The sequence below is a fragment of the Sporosarcina sp. FSL K6-2383 genome (assembly GCF_038618305.1).
Lineage (GTDB): Bacteria > Bacillota > Bacilli > Bacillales_A > Planococcaceae > Sporosarcina.
This window is the reverse complement of sequence record NZ_CP152017.1, coordinates 803,658-823,689: the sequence shown is the minus strand read 5'-3', so window position 1 is coordinate 823,689 and position 20,032 is coordinate 803,658. Positions and strand designations below refer to the sequence as shown.

The following is a 20,032-nucleotide window of genomic DNA, read 5'->3' as shown; positions in this document are numbered from 1 at the left end:
ATCACCCCTTTGTTAATGGTATTTCTAGTCGGACAATAGTGCCTTTCCCTAAGTCAGAAAGAATGATAATGTCCCCTTCAACAAGCGCAGCCCTTTCCCGCATACCGTACAATCCTAGGCCAGTACCTTTTGGATGATTAGCATTCAAATCAAACCCCTGACCTTCATCAACAACATGTAATTTTAAGTAGTCACCCTTCTCAAACAGTCGAACGGTAATTTCATCTGTATTTGCATATTTCAACGCATTGAACACGGCTTCCTGACAAATTCGGTAAACAACCGTTTCAATTTCGCCACCATACCTTTTCGACTGAAGCTCTGAAGTAAAGTGGACAACTAGCCCATAATTTTTTTCAATCCATTTAAAATGCGTTCTGAACGCAGCTTCGAGCCCTAAGTCATCTAAAGTTGCGGGGCGTAATTCAACGGAAAGATGACGGATATCATCTAATAGCCTCATCAGCGAACCTTCCGTCTGTTGGACTTTCTTCAGTACCTCTGTATCGATATTCATATATTTCAACACGCGTAATTCAACCAATGAGCTCAGCATTTCTTGCGCGACACTATCATGAAGCTCTCTAGAAATCCGTTTCCGTTCATCTTCCTGCGCTTTTATAATATTTTTCATCATCATTTTTTGGTTTAATGATTCCTGCGTTTTATACTGCTTCGTCAAATCACGAAGCATAAAAACACGGATACCATTTTCTTCATCAATGGTTTGGTAGCTACCCGTATACGGGATAACTCCTTTTCCTTTTGTATCTAAGTACACCTGGAACGAACTTAAATCTTGTTGAGGGTTTTTGATATAACATGCTAAGCATGTTCGCAGCTCCTGTTCGCTCGTATAACCTTTACAAGACAAACAAATGGCTTCACTATCCCCCGCCGCCATACGGTCGAGCACTTCAGGATCTAAAATAAGCTCAGCAGCGGTATTCATCGAAATCACCTTTCGATGACGATCAAAAAAGAAGATAGCTTCAGCTGAATTGTCATACATTTTCATCAACAAATCGGTTAACTGAAAATCTTCTATGCGTATCAATCCTTCACCTTCTCCCTGTTGTAAAATGGACCAAATCTTGAACCAATTACTTCTTTAAACTCATCAAATTCTTGTGGCGTTAATTTCTTTCCGTCACGATATCCGATGAGTAACACACCTTTAACCCAGTTGTATTTGTATAAGGGAATTGCACCGAAACTCTTCAGTCCTTCTGAAACAACAATTGGATAATTAAATAAGTTTTTCTCCCCAAGCTTCTCTTCCACGTCCTCCACAAGAAACGGTTTACCCGTCTTGAAAACATGTCCAGCAACACCTTTTCCGGTTTGTAAAACAATTCTTCGATAACGGTCACTTTGATTACCCGTTACAAACTCCCATCTAAGTTCAAAATGGCGTGCAGCTGATTGTACAAGCGCCACTCCAACAAAGTCGAAACCACATTGAGCTTTCAAGCACTCGATTTCCTCTTGGTATTTAAAAATACTTAATCCATCCATAATCTATACTCCCTACATAGAAAAAAAAGGCTGTTACGGCCTTTTCTCTCCATCAATTCACTTTATTCTTTCTATATAGGATATAGCTTCTTCCAACATAATTCAACGGAACACTCCAAACGTGAACAAGCCTTGTAAATGGCCACATTGCAAAAATAAGGAAGCCGGATAATATATGCAACTGAAAAGCTAATGGAACAACTGTCATCAGATTTGCTTCTGGACGTAAAATGAGCAACGAACGGAACCAAACCGAAATCGAATCACGATAATCAAAATCAGGCTGTGTAGCAGTTGTCGCAACAACACTATAAATCCCTAACAAAACAATAACTAGTAACAGTGTATTAACAATCAAATCAGAAGCAGACGACAGCTTGCGGACATTTTTCAACATAAAGCGACGAGCTGTTAAAATAAGCATTCCTGCCAATGTAACAAAACCAAAAAATCCGCCAATCCAAATCGCTCCTGTATGATACAAATGATCACTAACACCAAGTGCCTGTGTCCATTCCTTCGGAACACCAAGTCCCATAATATGCCCACCAATTACAGGGATAATCCCGATATGAAAAAGGACACTACCAATCATTAACTGCTTTTTCTCGATAAATTCACTTGATTTTGCTGTCCAACCAAATTTATCATTTCGATACCTGAATATATGTCCGACAATAAATGTCACTATACAAGCATAAGGGAAAATGACCCATAAAAATTGACTAGTCATTGGCTACTTCCTCCTGACGGATACAAGACTTAAATGTCTCCCTCATCCCCCTAATTAAATGGAAATAAGGACTGTTATGTTTCTCGAGTGCTTTCATTAAATTGTATGTTCCATCTTCCATAACCGCCAAAAGCATAGAAAAACTTTGTTGTGCTCTTGGGTCGCCTAACCATTCAGCCGCATAGATGAACTCACACATGAGCGGTAAAAAATCAGACAACTCGCCTTCCGGCATATTTAATCCAAACATTTCATACAACACTTTCAGTTTCGCCAGCATTTGACCGCGTTCTTTAGCATCCGCATATTTTACATATGTCATGAACAACGTCGTTTCTGTTTGAAAATCAAATGTGTACGTATACATCTCTTGGATTTCATCGAGGCTATAATCATGCATCAAATCCCAAAATACTTTTATATCGGCGTAAGCCGGGTCGGAAGAGTCAAATGACTCCTCCAATACCGACGGATGAAATGTAAGCTTTTCAGGATAAGACAGCTGATCTGCGAAGAAACCAAAATTTTGCTTTACTTCGTATAATTTCTTCAGATCAATCACGCCAAATCCCTCCATAGAAGTTCTCTTCATAGATTTCTTTACCTGATTTCGTCGGTTCTACCGCGCTACATCCATCACAGTCCGTACTATCCGCTATACCCGTATAGCTGAATTGAGTTGGAGATGAATCCATAGCGTAATCCCCACCCATTTCTGTATAACCAGCAGACCCTTGTGAACGGTACATATTCATGTGACCTTCTTTATGAGCAGTTGGAATCACAAAGCGATCCTCGTATTTTGCAATCGCGAGTAGACGATACATTTGTTTTGTTTGGTGAGCCGTAAGTCCAACACGCTCTAGGCGTGATTCATCAAATTCCTTACCAGATGACACTGCACGCATATAAGAGCGCATCATAGCCATTCTTTGTAAGCCTTGCTTCACCGTTTCAGCATCTCCAGCTGTTAGCATATTCGCAAGATATTGAATCGGAATCCGCATTTCATCAATTGCAGGGAAAATCATATCAGGATTTTTGATAGAATCTTTCCCTTCAAAGTAGTTCATGATCGGGCTAAGTGGTGGCACATACCAAACCATTGGTAACGTTCTGTATTCTGGATGAAGCGGGAATGCAAGCTTATACTCGATTGCCAGTTTATAAACAGGTGAGTTTTGTGCCGCCTCAATCCACTCTTCCGAAATGCCATCTTTCCTTGCTTGCTCCATTACTTCTGGATCATTCGGATCTAAGAACAAATCACATTGAGCTTTGTACAAATCTTTTTCATCTGGTGTTGAAGCTGCTTCAAGTACACGGTCAGCGTCATATAGAAGTACACCCAAATAACGAATTCGTCCCGTACATGTTTCAGAACAAACTGTTGGTAGTCCTGACTCAATGCGTGGGAAGCAGAATGTACATTTCTCCGCTTTATTTGTTTTCCAATTGAAGTACACTTTCTTGTACGGGCAACCCGTCATGCAATAGCGCCAACCACGACATGCATCTTGGTCGACAAGGACAATACCATCCTCATCACGTTTGTAAATTGCACCCGATGGGCATGATGCTACGCAACTTGGATTTAAGCAGTGCTCACAAAGACGTGGCAAGTACATCATAAACGCCTGCTCAAAGTTGAACTTGATATCCTCTTCAATCTTTTCGATATTCGGGTCCAATGGGCCTGTAATATGCGCTCCCGCTAACTGATCTTCCCAGTTAGGGCCCCACTCAAGATCCATATATTCACCTGAAATAACTGACTTTGCACGTGCAACAGGTGTATGCTCACTATCGCCCGCCATCGTTAATTTTTCATAGTCATACGTCCAAGGCTCATAATAGTCCTTCATTTCTGGCATGTCTGGGTTATAGAAGATTTTCCCTAAGGCAATTTTCGACAGTTTAGAACCTGATTTCAATTCCAATTTGCCGTTATTCAGCTTCCAACCACCTTTATAAAGCTCTTGGTCTTCCCAACGTTTTGGATAACCAATTCCCGGTTTTGTTTCTACGTTGTTAAACCACATATACTCCGCACCTTCGCGGTTTGTCCAAGTCGTTTTACATGTAACACTACATGTATGACAGCCAATACATTTGTCTAGATTCATAACCATTGCAACTTGTGCTTTAATTTTCAAGCCAATTTACCTCCTTCATCTTGCGGACTGCGACGTAAACATCCCGCTGATTTCCGATTGGTCCGTAATAGTTAAATCCATAACTTAGCTGAGCGTAACCACCAACCATTTGTGTTGGTTTCATATGAATGCGTGTTGGAGCATTATGGCTTCCACCGCGTTCTTCTGTAATTTCAGAACCAGGTACTTGGATATGCTTATCCTGTGCGTGATACATGAACATCGTACCTTTTGGCATTCTATGACTGACAACTGCCCGCGCTGTTACAACTCCGTTTCGATTGTAAACTTCTAACCACTGATTATCGTCAATATCATGCTCTTCTGCATCTTCATTAGAAATCCATACTGTTGGACCTCCGCGGAATAGCGTCAGCATATGCTGATTATCCTGATAGGTAGAGTGAATATTCCACTTACCATGCGGCGTTAAATATCTTAAAACTAGAGAATCTTGTCCGCCAACAATTTGCTTATCACGTGGTCCAAATACCATTGGTGGCAATGTTGGTTTGTAAACCGGTAATGCTTCACCAAAATCAAGGAATAGCTCATGGTCAATATAGAAATGCTGTCTTCCTGTCAGTGTGCGGAACGGAACGAGTCGCTCGATATTCGTTGTAAATGGTGAATATCGACGTCCCATCTTATTAGATCCACTGAACACTGGCGTCGGAATAACTTCCCGAGGCTGTGCGGTAATACTAGCAAAAGTAAAGCGTTCTGCCGCCCTATCTGCCGAAATATCTTTTAACTCAACGCCCGAATCATGTTCTGCCGCTTCGTATGCCTTTTGTGACACCCGACCATTTGTAGCAGATGATAATGTCAGCATTGCTTCAGCAGCATGTTTCGCTGTATGCAATTTTGGCAGCCCATTTTTGATGGTTTCATCAAAATAAGTGCCATTGATACCTTTCATCATTTCATACTCTTCAGCAACAGAGAAACTAACGCCATGCGCACCGACTTTTCCTGTTGATAATAAAGGACCAAGCGTTACATATTTATCGTAAATAGTTGTATAATCACGTTCGACAATCGTCATACCAGGCATTGTTTTCCCTGGAATCGCTTCAACTTCACCCTTTTTCCAGTCTTTCACTTCACCGTAAGGCTGTGCAATTTCCTGAATAGAGTCATGCGCCAATGGAGTCGTTACCAAATCCTTGTAAACACCCGGCAAATGAGTTTTCGCCATTTCTGAGAATGTTTGTGCAATCGAACGGTAAATATCCCAGTCCGAACGTGATTCCCACAGTGGGTCTACTGCCGGATTGAACGGATGGACAAATGGATGCATGTCTGTTGATGAAAGGTCGTGTTTTTCATACCAAGTCGCTGCTGGAAGAACGATATCTGCATACATCGGCGTTGCAGTCATACGGAAATCCAATGCAACAAGAAGATCAAGCTTGCCTTCTACCTCGTCACGCCATACCATTTCTTCTGGTTTTACCTCGTCATTTGGGGAAGCTAGTAATCCATCAGATGCTCCGAAAAGGTGTTTCATGAAGTATTCCTGTCCTTTTGCAGAACTAGATACCAGATTAGAACGCCAAATGAATAATGAGCGCGGGAAGTTTTCCGGTGCGTCAGGATCTTCTACAGCAAATTGCAAATCACCTGACTTCAATTGCTCAAGCGTATGACCTACAATTTCTTCTGTCGTAGTTTTTCCTAATGCCGCTGCTTCTTCAGCAAATAGCAAACTATTCTTATTAAACTGTGGATAAGATGGTAACCAGCCCAACCTAGCAGCTAGAACATTATAATCTGCCGGGTGCTCATAACGTGCTTTCCCAGCCGTAGGTGACATCAGTACCTCTGCTCCAGCCTCCTCATACTTCCACTGATTTGTCGCATAGTAGAAGAAGGATGTTGCATTTTGGAGACGCGGTGGTGCCTGCCAATCCCTCGCAAAGGCAATCGTGCTCCAACCTTCAATCGGACGGCATTTTTCTTGCCCAACATAATGCGCCCAGCCTCCGCCATTAACGCCTTGTGAAGCTGTCAATGTTACGAGATTGAGGATGGATCTGTAAATCGTGTCACTGTTAAACCAGTGGTTAATACCCGCTCCCATAATAATCATAGAACGACCACCCGTATCAAGGGAGTTCTGCGCAAATTCACGTGCAATTTGTATCACAAGCTCCGGTTTAACATTGGTGATTTTTTGCTGCCAAGCAGGTGTATAAATGGAGTTGACATCGTCATAACCACTTGCCTCTAGATCGCTATCGATACGACGAACGCCGTATTGGCTTAGCATTAAATCGTAAACAGTTGCGACAAGTCTTTCTGTCCCATCTGCAAAAGTTACTTTCTTCGTAGGAATCGGGCGGTTAAATGTCCCATTGGCAATATTATCGAAATAAGGGAATACCATTTCTGTCCATTCAGCACCATGGTCTGCAACCGATAATGCAGGCTCAACACGTGTACCGTCTGCGTTATCAAGAATTAGATTCCACTTCGCATCCTCTTCCCAACGCTGTCCCATCGTGCCGTTTGGAACAATGATTTCATCTGTTGCTTCATCAAAGATAACTGGCTTCCATTCTGAGTGCTCGGACGTACTACCCAGGTCACTCGCTCGTAGGAAACGACCTGCTTTGTACGATCCCTCATGCTCATCTAGCATGATTAAAAACGGCATATCCGTGTACTGCTTCGCATAATTGATGAACATCGGTTCTTTTCGTTGCTCATAAAATTCATCTAAAATAACATGCGTCATTGCTTGTGCAACAGCTGCATCTGTACCAGGATTTGCAGCAATCCAGTCATCGGCATGTGTCACACTTTCTGCATAGTCCGGTGCAACAGAAACTACTTTTGTTCCTTTGTAGCGTACTTCTGTCATGAAGTGAGCGTCTGGCGTCCGTGTTAGGGGTACGTTCGATCCCCACATAATAATATAACCTGCATTAAACCAGTCACTCGATTCAGGAACGTCCGTCTGCTCACCCCAAATTTGTGGAGAAGCTGGTGGTAAATCTGCATACCAGTCATAGAAACTAAGCATTTCTCCACCAAGAAGGGAGATGAAACGCGCACCTGATGCATAACTAACCATCGACATCGCCGGAATTGGCGTAAATCCAGCAATGCGGTCTGGACCGTATTTTTGAATTGTGTAAATAAGTTGTGCAGAAATCAGCATCGTAGCATCGCGCCAATTGACACGAACATGTCCACCTTTTCCGCGAGCTTTTTTATATTCATCCGCTTTTTTAGGATCTTCGACAATGCTTGCCCATGCTTTCACAGGATCCTTCATTTCAGTCAATGCTTGACCCCACATCCGCCACAGTTTTCCTCGTATGTAAGGGTACTTCACGCGAAGTGGACTGTATTCATACCACGAAAACGATGCACCACGTGGACAGCCTCGCGGTTCAAATTCAGGCATATCAGGACCACAGGAAGGGTAGTCAATCTGTTGGTTTTCCCAAGTAATAATGCCGTTTTTCACAAACACTTTCCAACTACATGACCCCGTACAGTTGACGCCATGCGTTGTTCTAACTACCTTGTCGTGGGACCAGCGTTGGCGATACATATTCTCCCAATCCCGGCTTTTCTCTTCTAGAATCGACCAGTTTCCTGAGTAACGTTCAACGGGCTTGAAGTATCTTAGTCCACTTTTCAGTACACTTTTTTTCTTCATCGAGAAAACTCACTCCTTTTCAGAATAATGAACTTAATGAGGGGATACATCATTACGTTCATTCATATACCCCTAATTCTAAAGATTAACCCAGCACCTTCCTATTAGGGAAAGTCCTATATCGTATATAAACTTACCTTACTAGACAAAAAAAGCCACCCGCGGGCAGCTTTTTTAGTGTATTTATTAAAGTGCAGCACGTACTCGATCGAATAGAACGTTATTTTCAAGGTGAACATGTTCAAATGTGTCTTTTTCAAGCTGTGCAAGACGCGCATAGACAACACGGTACGTACCACAAGCTTCTTCTGGTGGTGTGTAGTTATTTGTTAAATCTCGGATTTCAAATAATAATTCGCCTGCATGCTCGTGCTCTGCTTCTAATTCCATAACATGTGGCTTCACTTGCTCTTTTAATTCTGGAGTTGGATTTTCCAAAAAATCAAGAATGACTGGGAAGACATTTTTATCTTCGTCCGCCGTGTGATCTAAAAGCTCAGCACGTAATTCCTTGAAAATTTCTTGGATACGTACAAGATGCGGATGATTTTCTCCGTGAACCTTAACGACTCGCGTAATGTACGGTGTAAGCGCTGGTAATTCTTCACGTAAACCTGCATGGTATTTTTCTTGAATGTAAGAGACGAGCGTTCTATTGCCGAATGAAGTCGGATGTGTACTACCGACTTGCTCTCGTTTTTCTTCTATTTTTTGAATGCTTACTAATACTTCTTCTGGATTCAGATTGCGATCTTCTGCCGCATCTTTCAACGGGATTTTCCCTCCGCAGCAAAAATCGATACGAAGACTTCTAAATAGATCCGCACTTTGTGGAAGTGCAGTGACGATATCGCAAACTTGTGTTTCAAGCGTTAGTTGACTCATAATAGTTGTTCCTCCCCTAATCAATTTAGTGAGAATCATTCTCACTATCAAGTATACGTGCTTACTGCCATTGTTCATACTAGGGATTACCCTAGATATCAATAATAGCGTTTTTCACACATAACACTCTTACCTTTCTTACTATCTCCATCATAATTGACGCGAGTATAAGGGAATGTGATATATATCACATTTCGACTATTGTCATGAATTTTTCACAATTGAAAAGTGCACTCATCTTCAATACATTTTTAATAACCATTTTTCAGGAACTTTACTCTAAAGGTTGTCCCACCTAATGAGCTATCCACCTCAATTTTGCCGCCATGTAATTCTACAATACTTTTCACAATGGCTAAACCTAAACCTGAACCACCCGTTTGATGGGAACGTGACTTTTCAACCCTATAGAATCTCTCAAATATATAAGGCAAGTCCATTTCAGGAATGACTTGTCCATAATTTGTAACTTCAATTTCTATTAATTTATCGGATTCAGATAATGTAACATCAATATACCTTCCATTTTTTCCATACCGAATGGCATTTTGAATTAGATTTTCAAATATCCTCGCTAATTTATTTCCATCTCCCATCACAATAGGATGGTTTACAGTTGAGAAATATTGTCTTATTTCCATACCCGCCTCATGAACCTGAACCTGAAATTGAACTGCTAATTGATTTAACATTTCTTCTATATTTACAGGAACTTCATTAATTAAAGACTCTTTATTTTGAACCAAGGTATATTCAAATAGATCATTCATCAATTGGTGAAGATCTTTAGATTTTTGATGAATAATTTGAATAAAATATCTCAGTTCAACCTCATTCTTATATCGATCTTCATTTATCAATTCTAAATAGCCAACAATTGATGTTAGTGGTGAGCGAAGGTCATGGGCAACATTTGTAATCAAATCATTTTTTGTTTGCGCAGACTTTTTTTGATCAACTACTGACTTTTCTACTTGCGTAATTATGTGATTAACTTTTGCACCTAATTCGCCTAGTACACTATTATCTGCAATTGTTACTTTTTTGTTGAAATGGCCTTCTGATATATATTCAATTTCATTAATCATTCTCGTTAGTAAATATTCAACATACTTCTGTCGTTCAAAATGAATAAAAAGGAAAAAGTATAAGACAAATAATACACAATAGCCTAGTACAAATGACGCTATACCAAAAGTGCCCACTAATTCAATTAGGTCCGAGAAACGGGAAGATTGCGTCTCTAAATAAAAGATAGCAGAAATCAGTATAAAACCAGTCAGACCTGCCAATATCGCTGCAGACACTAGATAAATCAATAATTTCCAAATAGAAATGAACTTAATGATCTTTTTCAATTTTATAGCCCACTCCCCAAACAGTTTGGATAATTGTTTCTCCCGGAATGACTAATTCGAATTTATCCCGTACATTCTTAATGTGAACCATGACTGTTTTATTCGAACCCATGCTGTCTTCTTTCCACACTCTTTCAAAGATCTCTTCAGAACTGAATACTGTTCCTTTGTTTTTTGCGAGTAAATATAAGATGTCAAATTCAATAGACGTTAGCTTAATTTCTTTTCCACTCGCCGTAACCCTATGGGATTGCTTATCTATTTCAAGTGAGTTAGCTCGGATGGTACCCCTGTCTACACCTACTGGTTCGTAGTTGGATCTCCGTAACAATGCCTTTACTCGAGCCACTAATTCTAATGGATTAAAGGGTTTTAACATATAATCATCTGCGCCCGTCATGAGTCCTATAATTTTATCCATATCTTGCACTTTCGCACTTAGCATTAGTATGGGCACCTGATTATCCACTCTGATATGTTTACAAAATTCTAGTCCATCCATATTCGGCATCATGATATCCAAAATAATGAGGTTTACAGGATTATGCTTCATAATTTTTAAAGCTTCTAATCCATCCCCTGCTTGAAGGACATGATATCCCTCATTTTTCATGTATATTTCCGCTAACTTTCCAATTTCTCTATCATCGTCAACAATTAGGATACTATTCCCCAATATGTCTTGCCCCCTTTTCAGGATAAACGCGTTAATGTCTTTGAACACTATTCTCCAGTCTTAGTTTCTGTAAAACAGTATAAACAAATGAGTTTTTTGATATTTCACTTATTATTAAAAATCCTATCACAGTCCCTAATGTATTCGCAATCAAATCATTAATATCTGTACTACGCCCATTTCCAAGTATTATTCTAATTAGAACCTGTGTCACTTCAAAAGATAAGCTGATAGATAGTCCCATAAAAGCAACCTTTTTAACCGATTGATATTTATTACTCAATAACGGTAAATACATACCAAAAGGAACCAGCATAATTATATTCAATATAAAAGTTGGTATATCTATTGTTAACACAGGGATAAAGTTAATAGACTTATACCACGGTGTTAAATTAGCATACTTCCCAATATTCACTTCAATAGGAAAAAACACAAAATGAATCATACACAAAAAATAAACTGCAAAAGAAGTTAATATTATAAACTGACCAAAGTGATATTTCTTTCTAATAACCGTAACCAAGACCATATAGCATAAAAAAAGTAGAAACGCCGGGATAAGAATATACCAGGAATCTATTGTATACATGAATGAGTTTTCCATTTATTCGACCTCAAAAAAATACTTTCATCTTTGATTTTTTTTGTAACTAAACAAAGTATAACTTCTGTTTTTAAAGTTTTTCTTAAGAAATCAACAATGATTTCTTAACACGTAAAAAATAAAAAACGTATATTCACCTGAAATATACGTTTTAGACTATTGATATCCTATCTACGTGAGTTCTTACATACATTTTCTATTTGAATGTTTAACTTAATCTATACTCATTACTTGATTATTTACCATGATACTTTTAATCGTGGACTTATCTAAAAACATACGGTTTCCATTTGAATCTAGGCTATACATCCATTTGAATCCAATGTCCGTTGTACTTGTTGAACCATTACTCAATTCAATGATTTGATTATCATCTGTAATCACCTTAACAATCGGACTGATTTCTGGTAAATAGCTTTCCTGACCATCTATTCTTTCTCCCTCAATCTCAATTCCAACGGCTGAAACATTTAAAGCTTTCAATACTACTTCCTCTTTTTGTTGTTTTAGCATTACATTAATATCGATTTTCTTAGAACGATCATGTGCTGTAAATTTATTTTTAAAGGGACCATTAGCAATGATTTCATCTGTATCAGTATTCACAATGGCTTCGGCTTTAATCGTAACGCTTTTGCCTTCTAGAGTACTGAATGTATCTACATCAAATGTGCCAATAATCTGTTTGCGATCTTCTGTTAATTGTTGCTCAACCATATAACTTGCACCATGCTTTATATCTAATTCCAAATTTTCGATTGTAGCTCCTTCAGGAAATTTAGTCTTATCTTCTTTTTCAAAGGAAACTATGATGAGCGAGCTTTTCCCCCCACTCAAACTTTCTTCTATTTTCATTTTCACCCCAGATTCTACCACCACTTGATCATGCTTATTTTTTACACCTCCAAACAACTCATTTATATACCCTGTGTCTTGAGATGCCAAAACAGTAGTTGAAGTACCAATTACCATTATTGCAACGCCAGTGACTATCCCTTTTCGCATATTCATAAAAGCTTTCTTTCCTGTTTTTTTCTTATCCATTATTATCTCTCCCTCTACTTCTGATTTAAGCAAGTAAATTTTGCTTATGCACTGATTATATCCATGAATTTTAAAGTTTTATTTAAGAAATACATAAGCTTCTCTTAAATACAAAGAAGTTCAACTTAACCAATATAAAAAAGCCTCCATCTAGCCGTTTACTAGCTACTGAATGCCTCTACTTCTACGATTATAAAAACCCATCAAGAATCCAATACCAAGTGAATGAAAACAAATAGACAAAACTTTATATGCATAGCCCGAAAGAAATTTAACTTTCTTCACCTTAATCCATTTACCAATAGGTTCTTCTCTAAAAACAAAACTTGGCTGTTATGAACTTAAAAAAACGAGAAAGGAGACAAGATTCATATACGAATCTTGTCTCCTTTCTCATTGTTATTTAATGTTTTCTCCCCTGCAACTGAACCAGTTAGCTAAATATGTTTATGCGATCTTTCATTTACAGATCATCAAAACCATTCAAATCACTCGTTTTCACATACTGCCTCGAAGTCTGCTCAAAGAAGTCCGTTTTTGTATCGTCGAAACTATCAACGTAGGCACGAATCCACTTCATTGGATTATCGGTGAATTCCGGGTAGATTTCACTAAGCCCAAGCATGCGTAGCATTTTATTGGCACGATATTTCACGTAGCCTTCCATTTCAATCAAGTCGATGCCTTCGATATCCGCTAATACATAGCGACTCCAAGCAACTTCCTGTTCGACAGAATGCTTGAATTGGTCGTAAATCCATTCTGTAAATGCCTCTGTATTTTGTTCTGAGTTTTCTGAGAGTGCTGCACGAAAAATATCGCTGATTGCTTTACCGTGTTGGAGCTCATCACGATTTATATACGAAATCATCGTCGATGTGCCGACCATTTTTTGATTACGTGCTAAGTTATAGAAAAATGCAAAGCCACTGTAGAAGAAAAGTCCTTCTAATAATGTTGTATACACCATCGCTTTTAATGCGGACTCAATTGTCGGATTTTCTGCAAATTCATTATAAACGTCAACAATTCGGTCGTTGCGGCGCATAAGCACCTCGTCTGTGCGTCCCATTTCAAACGACGCTAGCTGTTTATCGAGCGTCGTTACCGAAGATAATACATAGGCATAGCTATGATTATGCTCGCTTTCCTGATCGGCAATGGTTGCCATCAGTGATTTAACAGAAGGATCTGTCGTATACTGTGCAATTTTTGCCGCGATATCTGTTTGTGGACCATCAAGCGTTGCAAGCAATCCAATAATCTTTAGGAATGCGTCTTGCTCTGGCTTTGTCAGCGACGAGAATTGTTTAACGTCCTGCGTCATGTCGACTTCATTGGCCGTCCAAAAAAGCGAACGAATCCGTTGTCTTAATGTATAGAAATGTGGATGTGCGAGATCGTTCCAGTTCAAAATTCCGCTCGCTTTGCCACCAAATATAGCCGTTGATTTATTTGGATTTGCAGGTTCTAATACCTTTACTCGTGTAAGTTTTTCCAATTCTTGATGACCCCTTTCGACCATTCGATGACTGTTGATTGTTGTACGCCACGTGGGCTTTGTTCAATTTTTAAAGGTTCATAAGTTGATGCGTAAAACCGGGCCAATTTGTCTGCCGCCAAACAAAATAGCTCGTCGCCTCCGAATTGGGTATCTCCTGTTCCAAAAACGTAGACATTATCGGGTTTATACCCAACATCCGCGGCGAAATCCTTCACTTCATCAGGTGTTGCTCCTTTGTCCCACGTAAATGAACCAATAATCAGCGCATCGAAATGGCGAGGGTTCGGCATGATGCCGCCACCAATTCGATACGTCGTAACATCGACATTTTCCGCGACCAAGGTAGCAGCAATCATGTCAGCAACTTCTTGGGTATTCCCGCTCCAAGAAGCATAGGCAATTAAGAATGACACCATTCACACTCTTCAATATCTGTCGCGGTTGAACGCGTGTAGTAAGTTGTTTTCATGCCAGACTTCCATGCTTGCACGTGAAGGTCAAGAAGCACTGATGCACGAATCGAGTTCGGCACATACAAGTTGAAAGAAATCGATTGGTCAATATGGCGCTGTCTCGCAGCGTTCTGTTTAATCGACCAACGTTGATCGACAATATAAGCAGAACGGCGATAGACGTCATAGGTGTTATGATTAAGATCAGGCGCAACTACAGGCAATTTATAGTCTTTCTTTTCTTCATGATAAAACGGCTTAAAAATAGGATCGATGGACGCCGTTGACCCTGCAATAACAGATGTCGAGCTATTCGGCGCAACCGCCATTAAATAGCCGTTGCGTACACCGTTTGTCGCTACATCAATACGCAATTCACGCCATTCCTTCGAATCATAGCCCTTGTTTTCAAAATAAAATCCAGATTGCCAATCAGAGCCTTCAAATAACGGATAAGCCCCTTTTTCCTTCGCCAGTTCCGCAGAAGCTTTGATTGTTAAAAAAGCAATTTTTTCATATAGTTTATCGGCATAATCCACTGCTTCATCGGATTCCCATTGAATATTTTGTAGCGCCAGCAAATGATGCCAACCGAACGTACCAAGCCCGATTCCACGATAACGGGAATTTGTCCGTTGTGCTTGGACGACCGGGATTTTGTTTAAATCAATAACGTTATCGAGCATACGTACTTGGATTGTGATCAATCTTTCCAACACACTTGCTGGAACAGCTTTCCCTAAGTTAATAGATGATAAGTTACAAACAACGAAATCACCAGGCTTTGAACGTGTGACAACGATATCGTCTTCCAGTGTGACTGATTCAAATTTCGTTGCACTCATGTTTTGCATGATTTCTGAACAAAGATTCGATGAATAGATCATCCCTTCATGCTTGTTCGCATTTGCACGGTTGACTTCATCACGGTAGAACATGAACGGTACACCCGTTTCAAGCTGACTGCGCATAATACGTTTCATCAAGTCGATAGCAGGAACAGTTTCTCTACTCAGTGTAGGATGGTTGACACATTCCTCATATTTCTCACGGAAGGAGCCTGTCCCTTTTGTTTCATCATAAAAGTCCTCAAGTGAATAGCCCATGATTGTACGAACTTCATGTGGGTCAAACAAATTCCAGTCGCCACGCGCCTCCACTTGTTCCATATAAATATCCGGTAAGCAAACACCTGTGAAAATATCATGCGCACGCAGGCGATCGTCTCCATTATTTAATTTCAAATCAAGGAATGTGAAAATATCTTTATGCCAAACATCAAGATAAACAGCAATAGCCCCTTGGCGTTGACCGAGCTGGTCGACACTGACTGCCGTGTTATTCAGCTGTTTAACCCAGGGGAGAACCCCACTCGATGCATCTTTAAATCCACGAATAGATGCGCCACGACTACGTACTTTCCCCATGTAAACGCCAATGCCGCCACCATATTTCGACAAGTTGGCAACATCTGTATTGCTGTCATAGATGCCCTGTAAAGAATCATCAACGGTGTCGATAAAGCAGCTGGATAGCTGACCATGCGGTTTCCCTGCATTCGACAATGTTGGCGTTGCCACTGTCATGTACAAGTTACTCATCGCCCAGTATGATTCCGCCACCTTATCCAGCCGACTTTCTGTCTCATCCTGCATCAGCGTCATCGCAATGACCAGCCAACGCTCTTGTGGAAGTTCGACCGATTGTTTATTGTAATCAACCGCGACATAGCGGTCCATCAATGTTTTCAATCCGATATATGTAAATAGCTTGTCCCGTTCTGGTTCAATCAAATGACCAAGAGTTTCAAGCTCGGCATGTGAATATTTTTCTGTTAATACAGATGTGTATAACCCTTGCTCTACAAGACGGGAAACGTTATGAGCGAAATCTGTGTAGACCTTCGCACCGCGTTGTTGCTCCTGACGAGCATACACATCATAGAGGTGAATACGTGCTGCAACAAATGTCCAATAGGTCGCCGCCTCATCCAAATTACTCAATGATTCTAATGTCATCGCCTTCGCCCATTCGGGCTCAGATCCCTCCGGATATTTCTGTTGCCAGCGTTCACTTGCGATAATAAGCGTTTCGATTTGTGCTACTCCAAATTCACTTTGTAATGCATCCAATAGTCGATCAGTGTTCGTTTTCGCCATTTTAATTGTCATCATGATCCGCTCCTTTTATGTATATATTGTTATTTTTGATTCAAAAAAATCGACAGCTCCACCTAATCGGTAGAGCTGTCGCTCATGGGTTGTTGTTAGAAACAAAATAAGGCGCAAAAATAAACAGCAGCTCATTCGTTTCCACCTCTCAACCCCCGAAGAAAGTGTCGCTTGACGATGAAGGGCAGGTCTACTGGCTCACACTTCGTTCTTCCTACCTTGCCTTCCCATAGAAATTTCCACAGTGGCTTGTTCGGCGGTCGTCAGCGTTTACAGTTGCGGGGACAGCTCCATAATAACGGATTCCCTTTTAAACCGATTTCGGTACCTTTTCATCGTTCAATACTATATATAGTGCCTATTAGTCTCTTTATACCCTAACATGTTGTGGTTTAGACGTAAATAGGTAAAAAGTTTACTTACTTGAAAAACAAGTGCTTATCCACATATCCACAGGTGCCTTTTCCACATTTTCACAACCGTTATCATCGGCATCGTTCTAGAATTTTCAAAAGTTATAAACAAAATTGTAAAAGTCTAAAAAGTTATATTCACACTACTTAGATTAGATAGTTTCTATAGTTCGTTTTTCATTGAATATTTATCTTTTCACATATTTACCGTATAAATAATCAAAAGTTACACATCGTACTCTTTAGTACCAAAAAATCAAAATTAAGAGGAGTGCTTTTATTGGGCATTATGAATGGAAATCCCAAAGATGAACCGATGCATTATGGCGAGGTAATAGGTACATGGGCATTTATCGGGGCGAATAATGGATTAATCAGTGGGTATGAAGCATTTATTAATCATGCGGGGGACGATGAACTGATTAAGCTTCTTGAGGATGTGATTAAAATAATGAAGGCTGAAAATAAGGCTCTCGAACAACTTCTAAAAGATAATGGTATTGCACCGCCCCCTACATTACCTGGGCGCCCTAAAGCGAGTGCCGAAGAAATCCCAGTTGGTGCAAGGTTTTCGGACCCTGAGATCAGCGCCGCCGTCTCCTTAAATGTCGGGCAAGGACTTGTGTCCTGTAGCCAAGTAATGGGGCAATGCCTCAGGGAGGATATCGCCATGATGTTTGGGAAATATATTGCCGAAAGAGCAACGTTTGGCCTTAAACTGTTGCGATTAAATAAAGAAAAAGGTTGGATTATTCCGCCCCCACTTCATAATGAATAACAAAATTTCTTGCTGATTGGTGCCATGTATTTATCCCTTCACGCGGGATCACCTTAGATCACTTATTGACACTTGCACATCGTTTTGCTATATTCACATACAATATCATTGACGAAGAGAGTAGCAATTGTTTCTTTTTTCAGCGAGCTGGGGTTGGTGAGAGCCTGGTAAAGAATACTTGCGAAGCGCACTTCGAAGATGCTTTTCTGAATGGAGTAGGGAAAGCCGGTGTCTCGCCGTTATGATGAAGGGGCCTTATACGGGCAATTTGAGTGGTACCGCGGAAGCTAAGCTTTCGTCTCATTAATTTGAGACGAGGGCTTTTTTTGTTCCATTAAAAAAGACGAGGGAGTGTTGACGATGAAAAAGGATGTTTTGCAAGTGCTACAACAATTTAGCTCATTTCCACTACATGAAAGTATGCTTGAACGGCCTACCCATACACATCTAGGTGATTTAGCTCTGCCTTGTTTTCCATTTGCCAAGGAACTTCGGAAGTCACCCGTTGTGATTGCTGAGGAGCTAGCAAAGGCAATCCACCATCCACTCATCCTAAAAGCACAGGCTGTGGCTGGATATGTGAATATCTTTGTGAATCGTTCTGTTATGACAGACTCTTTACTACAAACAATTCACAACCAATCAACAACCTATGGTTCCAATCATAATGGCAATGGCGGAGTCGTCACGATTGATTTATCTTCTCCTAATATTGCGAAGCCATTTTCAATGGGGCATCTACGCTCCACTGTCATCGGAAACTCTATAGCTTTATTGCTCGAAAAGAATGGTTTCAAGACTATCAAAATCAATTACATCGGAGATTGGGGGACACAGTTTGGCAAGTTACTGACTGCATATCGCAAATGGGGCAATGAACAGGAAGTCCAACAAGCACCGATTCAAACGCTTTTGAAACTATACATCCGTTTCCATGAAGAAGCGGAGCAGGATGATTCATTGAATGATGAAGGCAGAGCCGCTTTCAAAGCGTTAGAAGACCGCGATACCGAAGCACTTGCCTTATGGAAGTGGTTTAAATCGGAATCACTGAAGGAATTTCAACGCATTTATGATTTACTTGGGATTACCTTCGATTCGTATAATGGAGAAGCTTATTACAATGACAAAATGAAGCCTGTTGTTAACGAGTTAGCTGACAAAGGACTACTGGTAGAGTCTGATGGCGCATTAGTTGTTGAAATTGGTGGAGATATGCCGCCTTGTTTGATCAAGAAATCAGATGGTGCGACACTGTATGCAACTCGTGATTTGACTGCTGCCATTGACCGAAAAGAAACCTATGATTTTGTAAAATCCCTTTATGTTGTGGGCAATGAACAAAGCCTGCACTTCACGCAAGTCAAGAAAGTGCTTAGCAAAATGGGTTATGAATGGGCTGATACAATCGAGCACATACCTTTTGGGCTCATTTTGAAGGATGGCAAAAAGATGTCGACACGTAAAGGGAAAATTGTGTTATTGGAAGAAGTGCTAAACGATGCGATCGCCCTTGCACAAAAAAATATTGAAGAGAAAAACCCTCATTTATCGAATAAAGAAGCGACCGCTCAGGCCATTGGTGTTGGTGCCATCTTATTCAGTGATCTAAAGCAGCATCGAAAACACGATATCGAGTTCGACTTAGCGACGATGCTCCAAACGGAAGGGGAAACGGGTCCTTATGTTCAATATGCTTATGCCCGCGCTCGTTCCGTTTTGCGTAAAAAGGAGGCTAGCGATTCTTTTGTTGTGGATGAAGTCAATGATTTCGAATGGGAAATTGTGAAGTTACTTGAGCAGTTTCCACATATCACTAGGCAAGCTGCTCACCATCTAGATCCATCTATTGTCGCCAAATATGCTGTCAATCTCGCACAAGCATTTAACGCATTTTACGGCAATGTTCACGTACTGTCAGATGTCGCGCACAAAGAATATAGAATTGTGCTTGTCGCTAGCGTTGCAAAAGTTTTGAAAGAAGCACTGAGACTTTTAGGTATGCAAGCGCCTGAGGAAATGTAAATAACACGTCAGAATCCACATTGGATTCTGACGTGT

At 40.3% G+C, this 20,032-nt stretch carries 16 protein-coding genes, 1 riboswitch and 1 other annotated feature; of the genes, 2 read left to right on the top strand and 14 right to left on the bottom strand.

The genetic code is table 11. From position 1 onward, the window contains the following. Window position 1: 1 nt before the first annotated feature. The 14 genes from MKZ10_RS04340 to MKZ10_RS04275 all read right to left on the bottom strand — a co-directional run bounded on the left by MKZ10_RS04340 (window position 2) and on the right by MKZ10_RS04275 (window position 16,783). Complete coding sequence (locus MKZ10_RS04340) at window positions 2-1,057, bottom strand: sensor histidine kinase (protein WP_342508208.1); 1,056 nt, start codon at window positions 1,055-1,057, stop codon at window positions 2-4. Then, entirely contained in the window at window positions 1,054-1,518 is a 465-nt protein-coding gene (locus MKZ10_RS04335; RefSeq protein ID WP_342508206.1) for a GAF domain-containing protein, read from the bottom strand. Before MKZ10_RS04335 ends, MKZ10_RS04340 begins: the two co-directional genes overlap by 4 nt. A 52-nt stretch (window positions 1,519-1,570) precedes the next feature. Next, window positions 1,571-2,251, bottom strand: a complete 681-nt coding sequence (gene narI, locus MKZ10_RS04330) for a respiratory nitrate reductase subunit gamma (protein WP_342508204.1) — start codon at window positions 2,249-2,251, stop codon at window positions 1,571-1,573. Continuing rightward, window positions 2,244-2,813 carry a nitrate reductase molybdenum cofactor assembly chaperone gene (gene narJ / locus MKZ10_RS04325; protein ID WP_342508202.1) on the bottom strand — a complete coding sequence of 190 codons (570 nt, stop codon included), beginning with the start codon at window positions 2,811-2,813 and terminating at the stop codon, window positions 2,244-2,246. Before narJ ends, narI begins: the two co-directional genes overlap by 8 nt. Beyond that, on the bottom strand, window positions 2,806-4,407 hold the full coding sequence (gene narH, locus MKZ10_RS04320; RefSeq protein ID WP_342508200.1) for a nitrate reductase subunit beta: 1,602 nt from the start codon (window positions 4,405-4,407) through the stop codon (window positions 2,806-2,808). Before narH ends, narJ begins: the two co-directional genes overlap by 8 nt. Continuing rightward, window positions 4,397-8,083 carry a nitrate reductase subunit alpha gene (locus tag MKZ10_RS04315; protein WP_342508198.1) on the bottom strand — a complete coding sequence of 1,229 codons (3,687 nt, stop codon included), beginning with the start codon at window positions 8,081-8,083 and terminating at the stop codon, window positions 4,397-4,399. The genes narH and MKZ10_RS04315 overlap by 11 nt, the downstream gene beginning before the upstream one ends. A gap of 186 nt (window positions 8,084-8,269) precedes the next feature. Next, window positions 8,270-8,968: an iron-sulfur cluster repair di-iron protein gene (ric, locus tag MKZ10_RS04310; protein ID WP_342508196.1), complete on the bottom strand. Its 699-nt coding sequence runs from the start codon at window positions 8,966-8,968 to the stop codon at window positions 8,270-8,272. 251 nt (window positions 8,969-9,219) lie between these two features. Then, entirely contained in the window at window positions 9,220-10,332 is a 1,113-nt protein-coding gene (locus MKZ10_RS04305) for an ATP-binding protein (protein WP_342510004.1), read from the bottom strand. Beyond that, window positions 10,310-11,002, bottom strand: a complete 693-nt coding sequence (locus tag MKZ10_RS04300) for a response regulator transcription factor (RefSeq protein WP_342508194.1) — start codon at window positions 11,000-11,002, stop codon at window positions 10,310-10,312. Before MKZ10_RS04300 ends, MKZ10_RS04305 begins: the two co-directional genes overlap by 23 nt. Before the next feature lie 31 nt (window positions 11,003-11,033). Continuing rightward, window positions 11,034-11,609, bottom strand: a complete 576-nt coding sequence (locus tag MKZ10_RS04295; RefSeq protein WP_342508192.1) for a VanZ family protein — start codon at window positions 11,607-11,609, stop codon at window positions 11,034-11,036. 213 nt (window positions 11,610-11,822) lie between these two features. Then, on the bottom strand, window positions 11,823-12,653 hold the full coding sequence (locus MKZ10_RS04290; RefSeq protein WP_342508190.1) for a hypothetical protein: 831 nt from the start codon (window positions 12,651-12,653) through the stop codon (window positions 11,823-11,825). A gap of 463 nt (window positions 12,654-13,116) precedes the next feature. Next, on the bottom strand, window positions 13,117-14,178 hold the full coding sequence (locus MKZ10_RS04285; protein ID WP_342508188.1) for a ribonucleotide-diphosphate reductase subunit beta: 1,062 nt from the start codon (window positions 14,176-14,178) through the stop codon (window positions 13,117-13,119). After that, entirely contained in the window at window positions 14,133-14,573 is a 441-nt protein-coding gene (locus tag MKZ10_RS04280; RefSeq protein WP_342508186.1) for a flavodoxin, read from the bottom strand. Before MKZ10_RS04280 ends, MKZ10_RS04285 begins: the two co-directional genes overlap by 46 nt. After that, complete coding sequence (locus MKZ10_RS04275) at window positions 14,558-16,783, bottom strand: ribonucleoside-diphosphate reductase subunit alpha (RefSeq protein ID WP_342508184.1); 2,226 nt, start codon at window positions 16,781-16,783, stop codon at window positions 14,558-14,560. The genes MKZ10_RS04280 and MKZ10_RS04275 overlap by 16 nt, the downstream gene beginning before the upstream one ends. 162 nt (window positions 16,784-16,945) lie before the next feature. After that, window positions 16,946-17,127: riboswitch (cobalamin riboswitch) on the bottom strand. Window positions 17,128-17,473: 346 nt separating this feature from the next. On the opposite strand from MKZ10_RS04275, the gene MKZ10_RS04270 reads away from it, so the two are divergent. Continuing rightward, window positions 17,474-17,971 (top strand): DUF3231 family protein, encoded by a 498-nt coding sequence (locus MKZ10_RS04270; RefSeq protein WP_342508182.1) that lies wholly within the window; start codon window positions 17,474-17,476, stop codon window positions 17,969-17,971. A 99-nt stretch (window positions 17,972-18,070) separates the two neighbouring features. Then, window positions 18,071-18,277 (top strand) — a binding site (T-box leader). A gap of 54 nt (window positions 18,278-18,331) precedes the next feature. Then, window positions 18,332-19,996, top strand: coding sequence for an arginine--tRNA ligase (argS, locus tag MKZ10_RS04265; RefSeq protein ID WP_342508180.1), 1,665 nt, complete (start codon window positions 18,332-18,334; stop codon window positions 19,994-19,996). The last annotated feature ends 36 nt before the right edge of the window (window positions 19,997-20,032 follow it).

Excerpts from the sequence above, each read along its gene's own strand:
- MKZ10_RS04335 (WP_342508206.1), bottom strand. The coding sequence starts at position 1,518 with ATGGATGGATTAAGTATTTTTAAATACCAAGAGGAAATCGAGTGCTTG.
- narI (WP_342508204.1), bottom strand. The coding sequence starts at position 2,251 with ATGACTAGTCAATTTTTATGGGTCATTTTCCCTTATGCTTGTATAGTG.
- MKZ10_RS04315 (WP_342508198.1), bottom strand. The coding sequence starts at position 8,083 with ATGAAGAAAAAAAGTGTACTGAAAAGTGGACTAAGATACTTCAAGCCC.
- ric (WP_342508196.1), bottom strand. The coding sequence starts at position 8,968 with ATGAGTCAACTAACGCTTGAAACACAAGTTTGCGATATCGTCACTGCA.
- MKZ10_RS04295 (WP_342508192.1), bottom strand. The coding sequence starts at position 11,609 with ATGGAAAACTCATTCATGTATACAATAGATTCCTGGTATATTCTTATC.
- MKZ10_RS04290 (WP_342508190.1), bottom strand. The coding sequence starts at position 12,653 with ATGGATAAGAAAAAAACAGGAAAGAAAGCTTTTATGAATATGCGAAAA.
- MKZ10_RS04285 (WP_342508188.1), bottom strand. The coding sequence starts at position 14,178 with ATGGTCGAAAGGGGTCATCAAGAATTGGAAAAACTTACACGAGTAAAG.
- MKZ10_RS04280 (WP_342508186.1), bottom strand. The coding sequence starts at position 14,573 with ATGGTGTCATTCTTAATTGCCTATGCTTCTTGGAGCGGGAATACCCAA.
- MKZ10_RS04275 (WP_342508184.1), bottom strand. The coding sequence starts at position 16,783 with ATGATGACAATTAAAATGGCGAAAACGAACACTGATCGACTATTGGAT.
- argS (WP_342508180.1), top strand. The coding sequence starts at position 18,332 with ATGAAAAAGGATGTTTTGCAAGTGCTACAACAATTTAGCTCATTTCCA.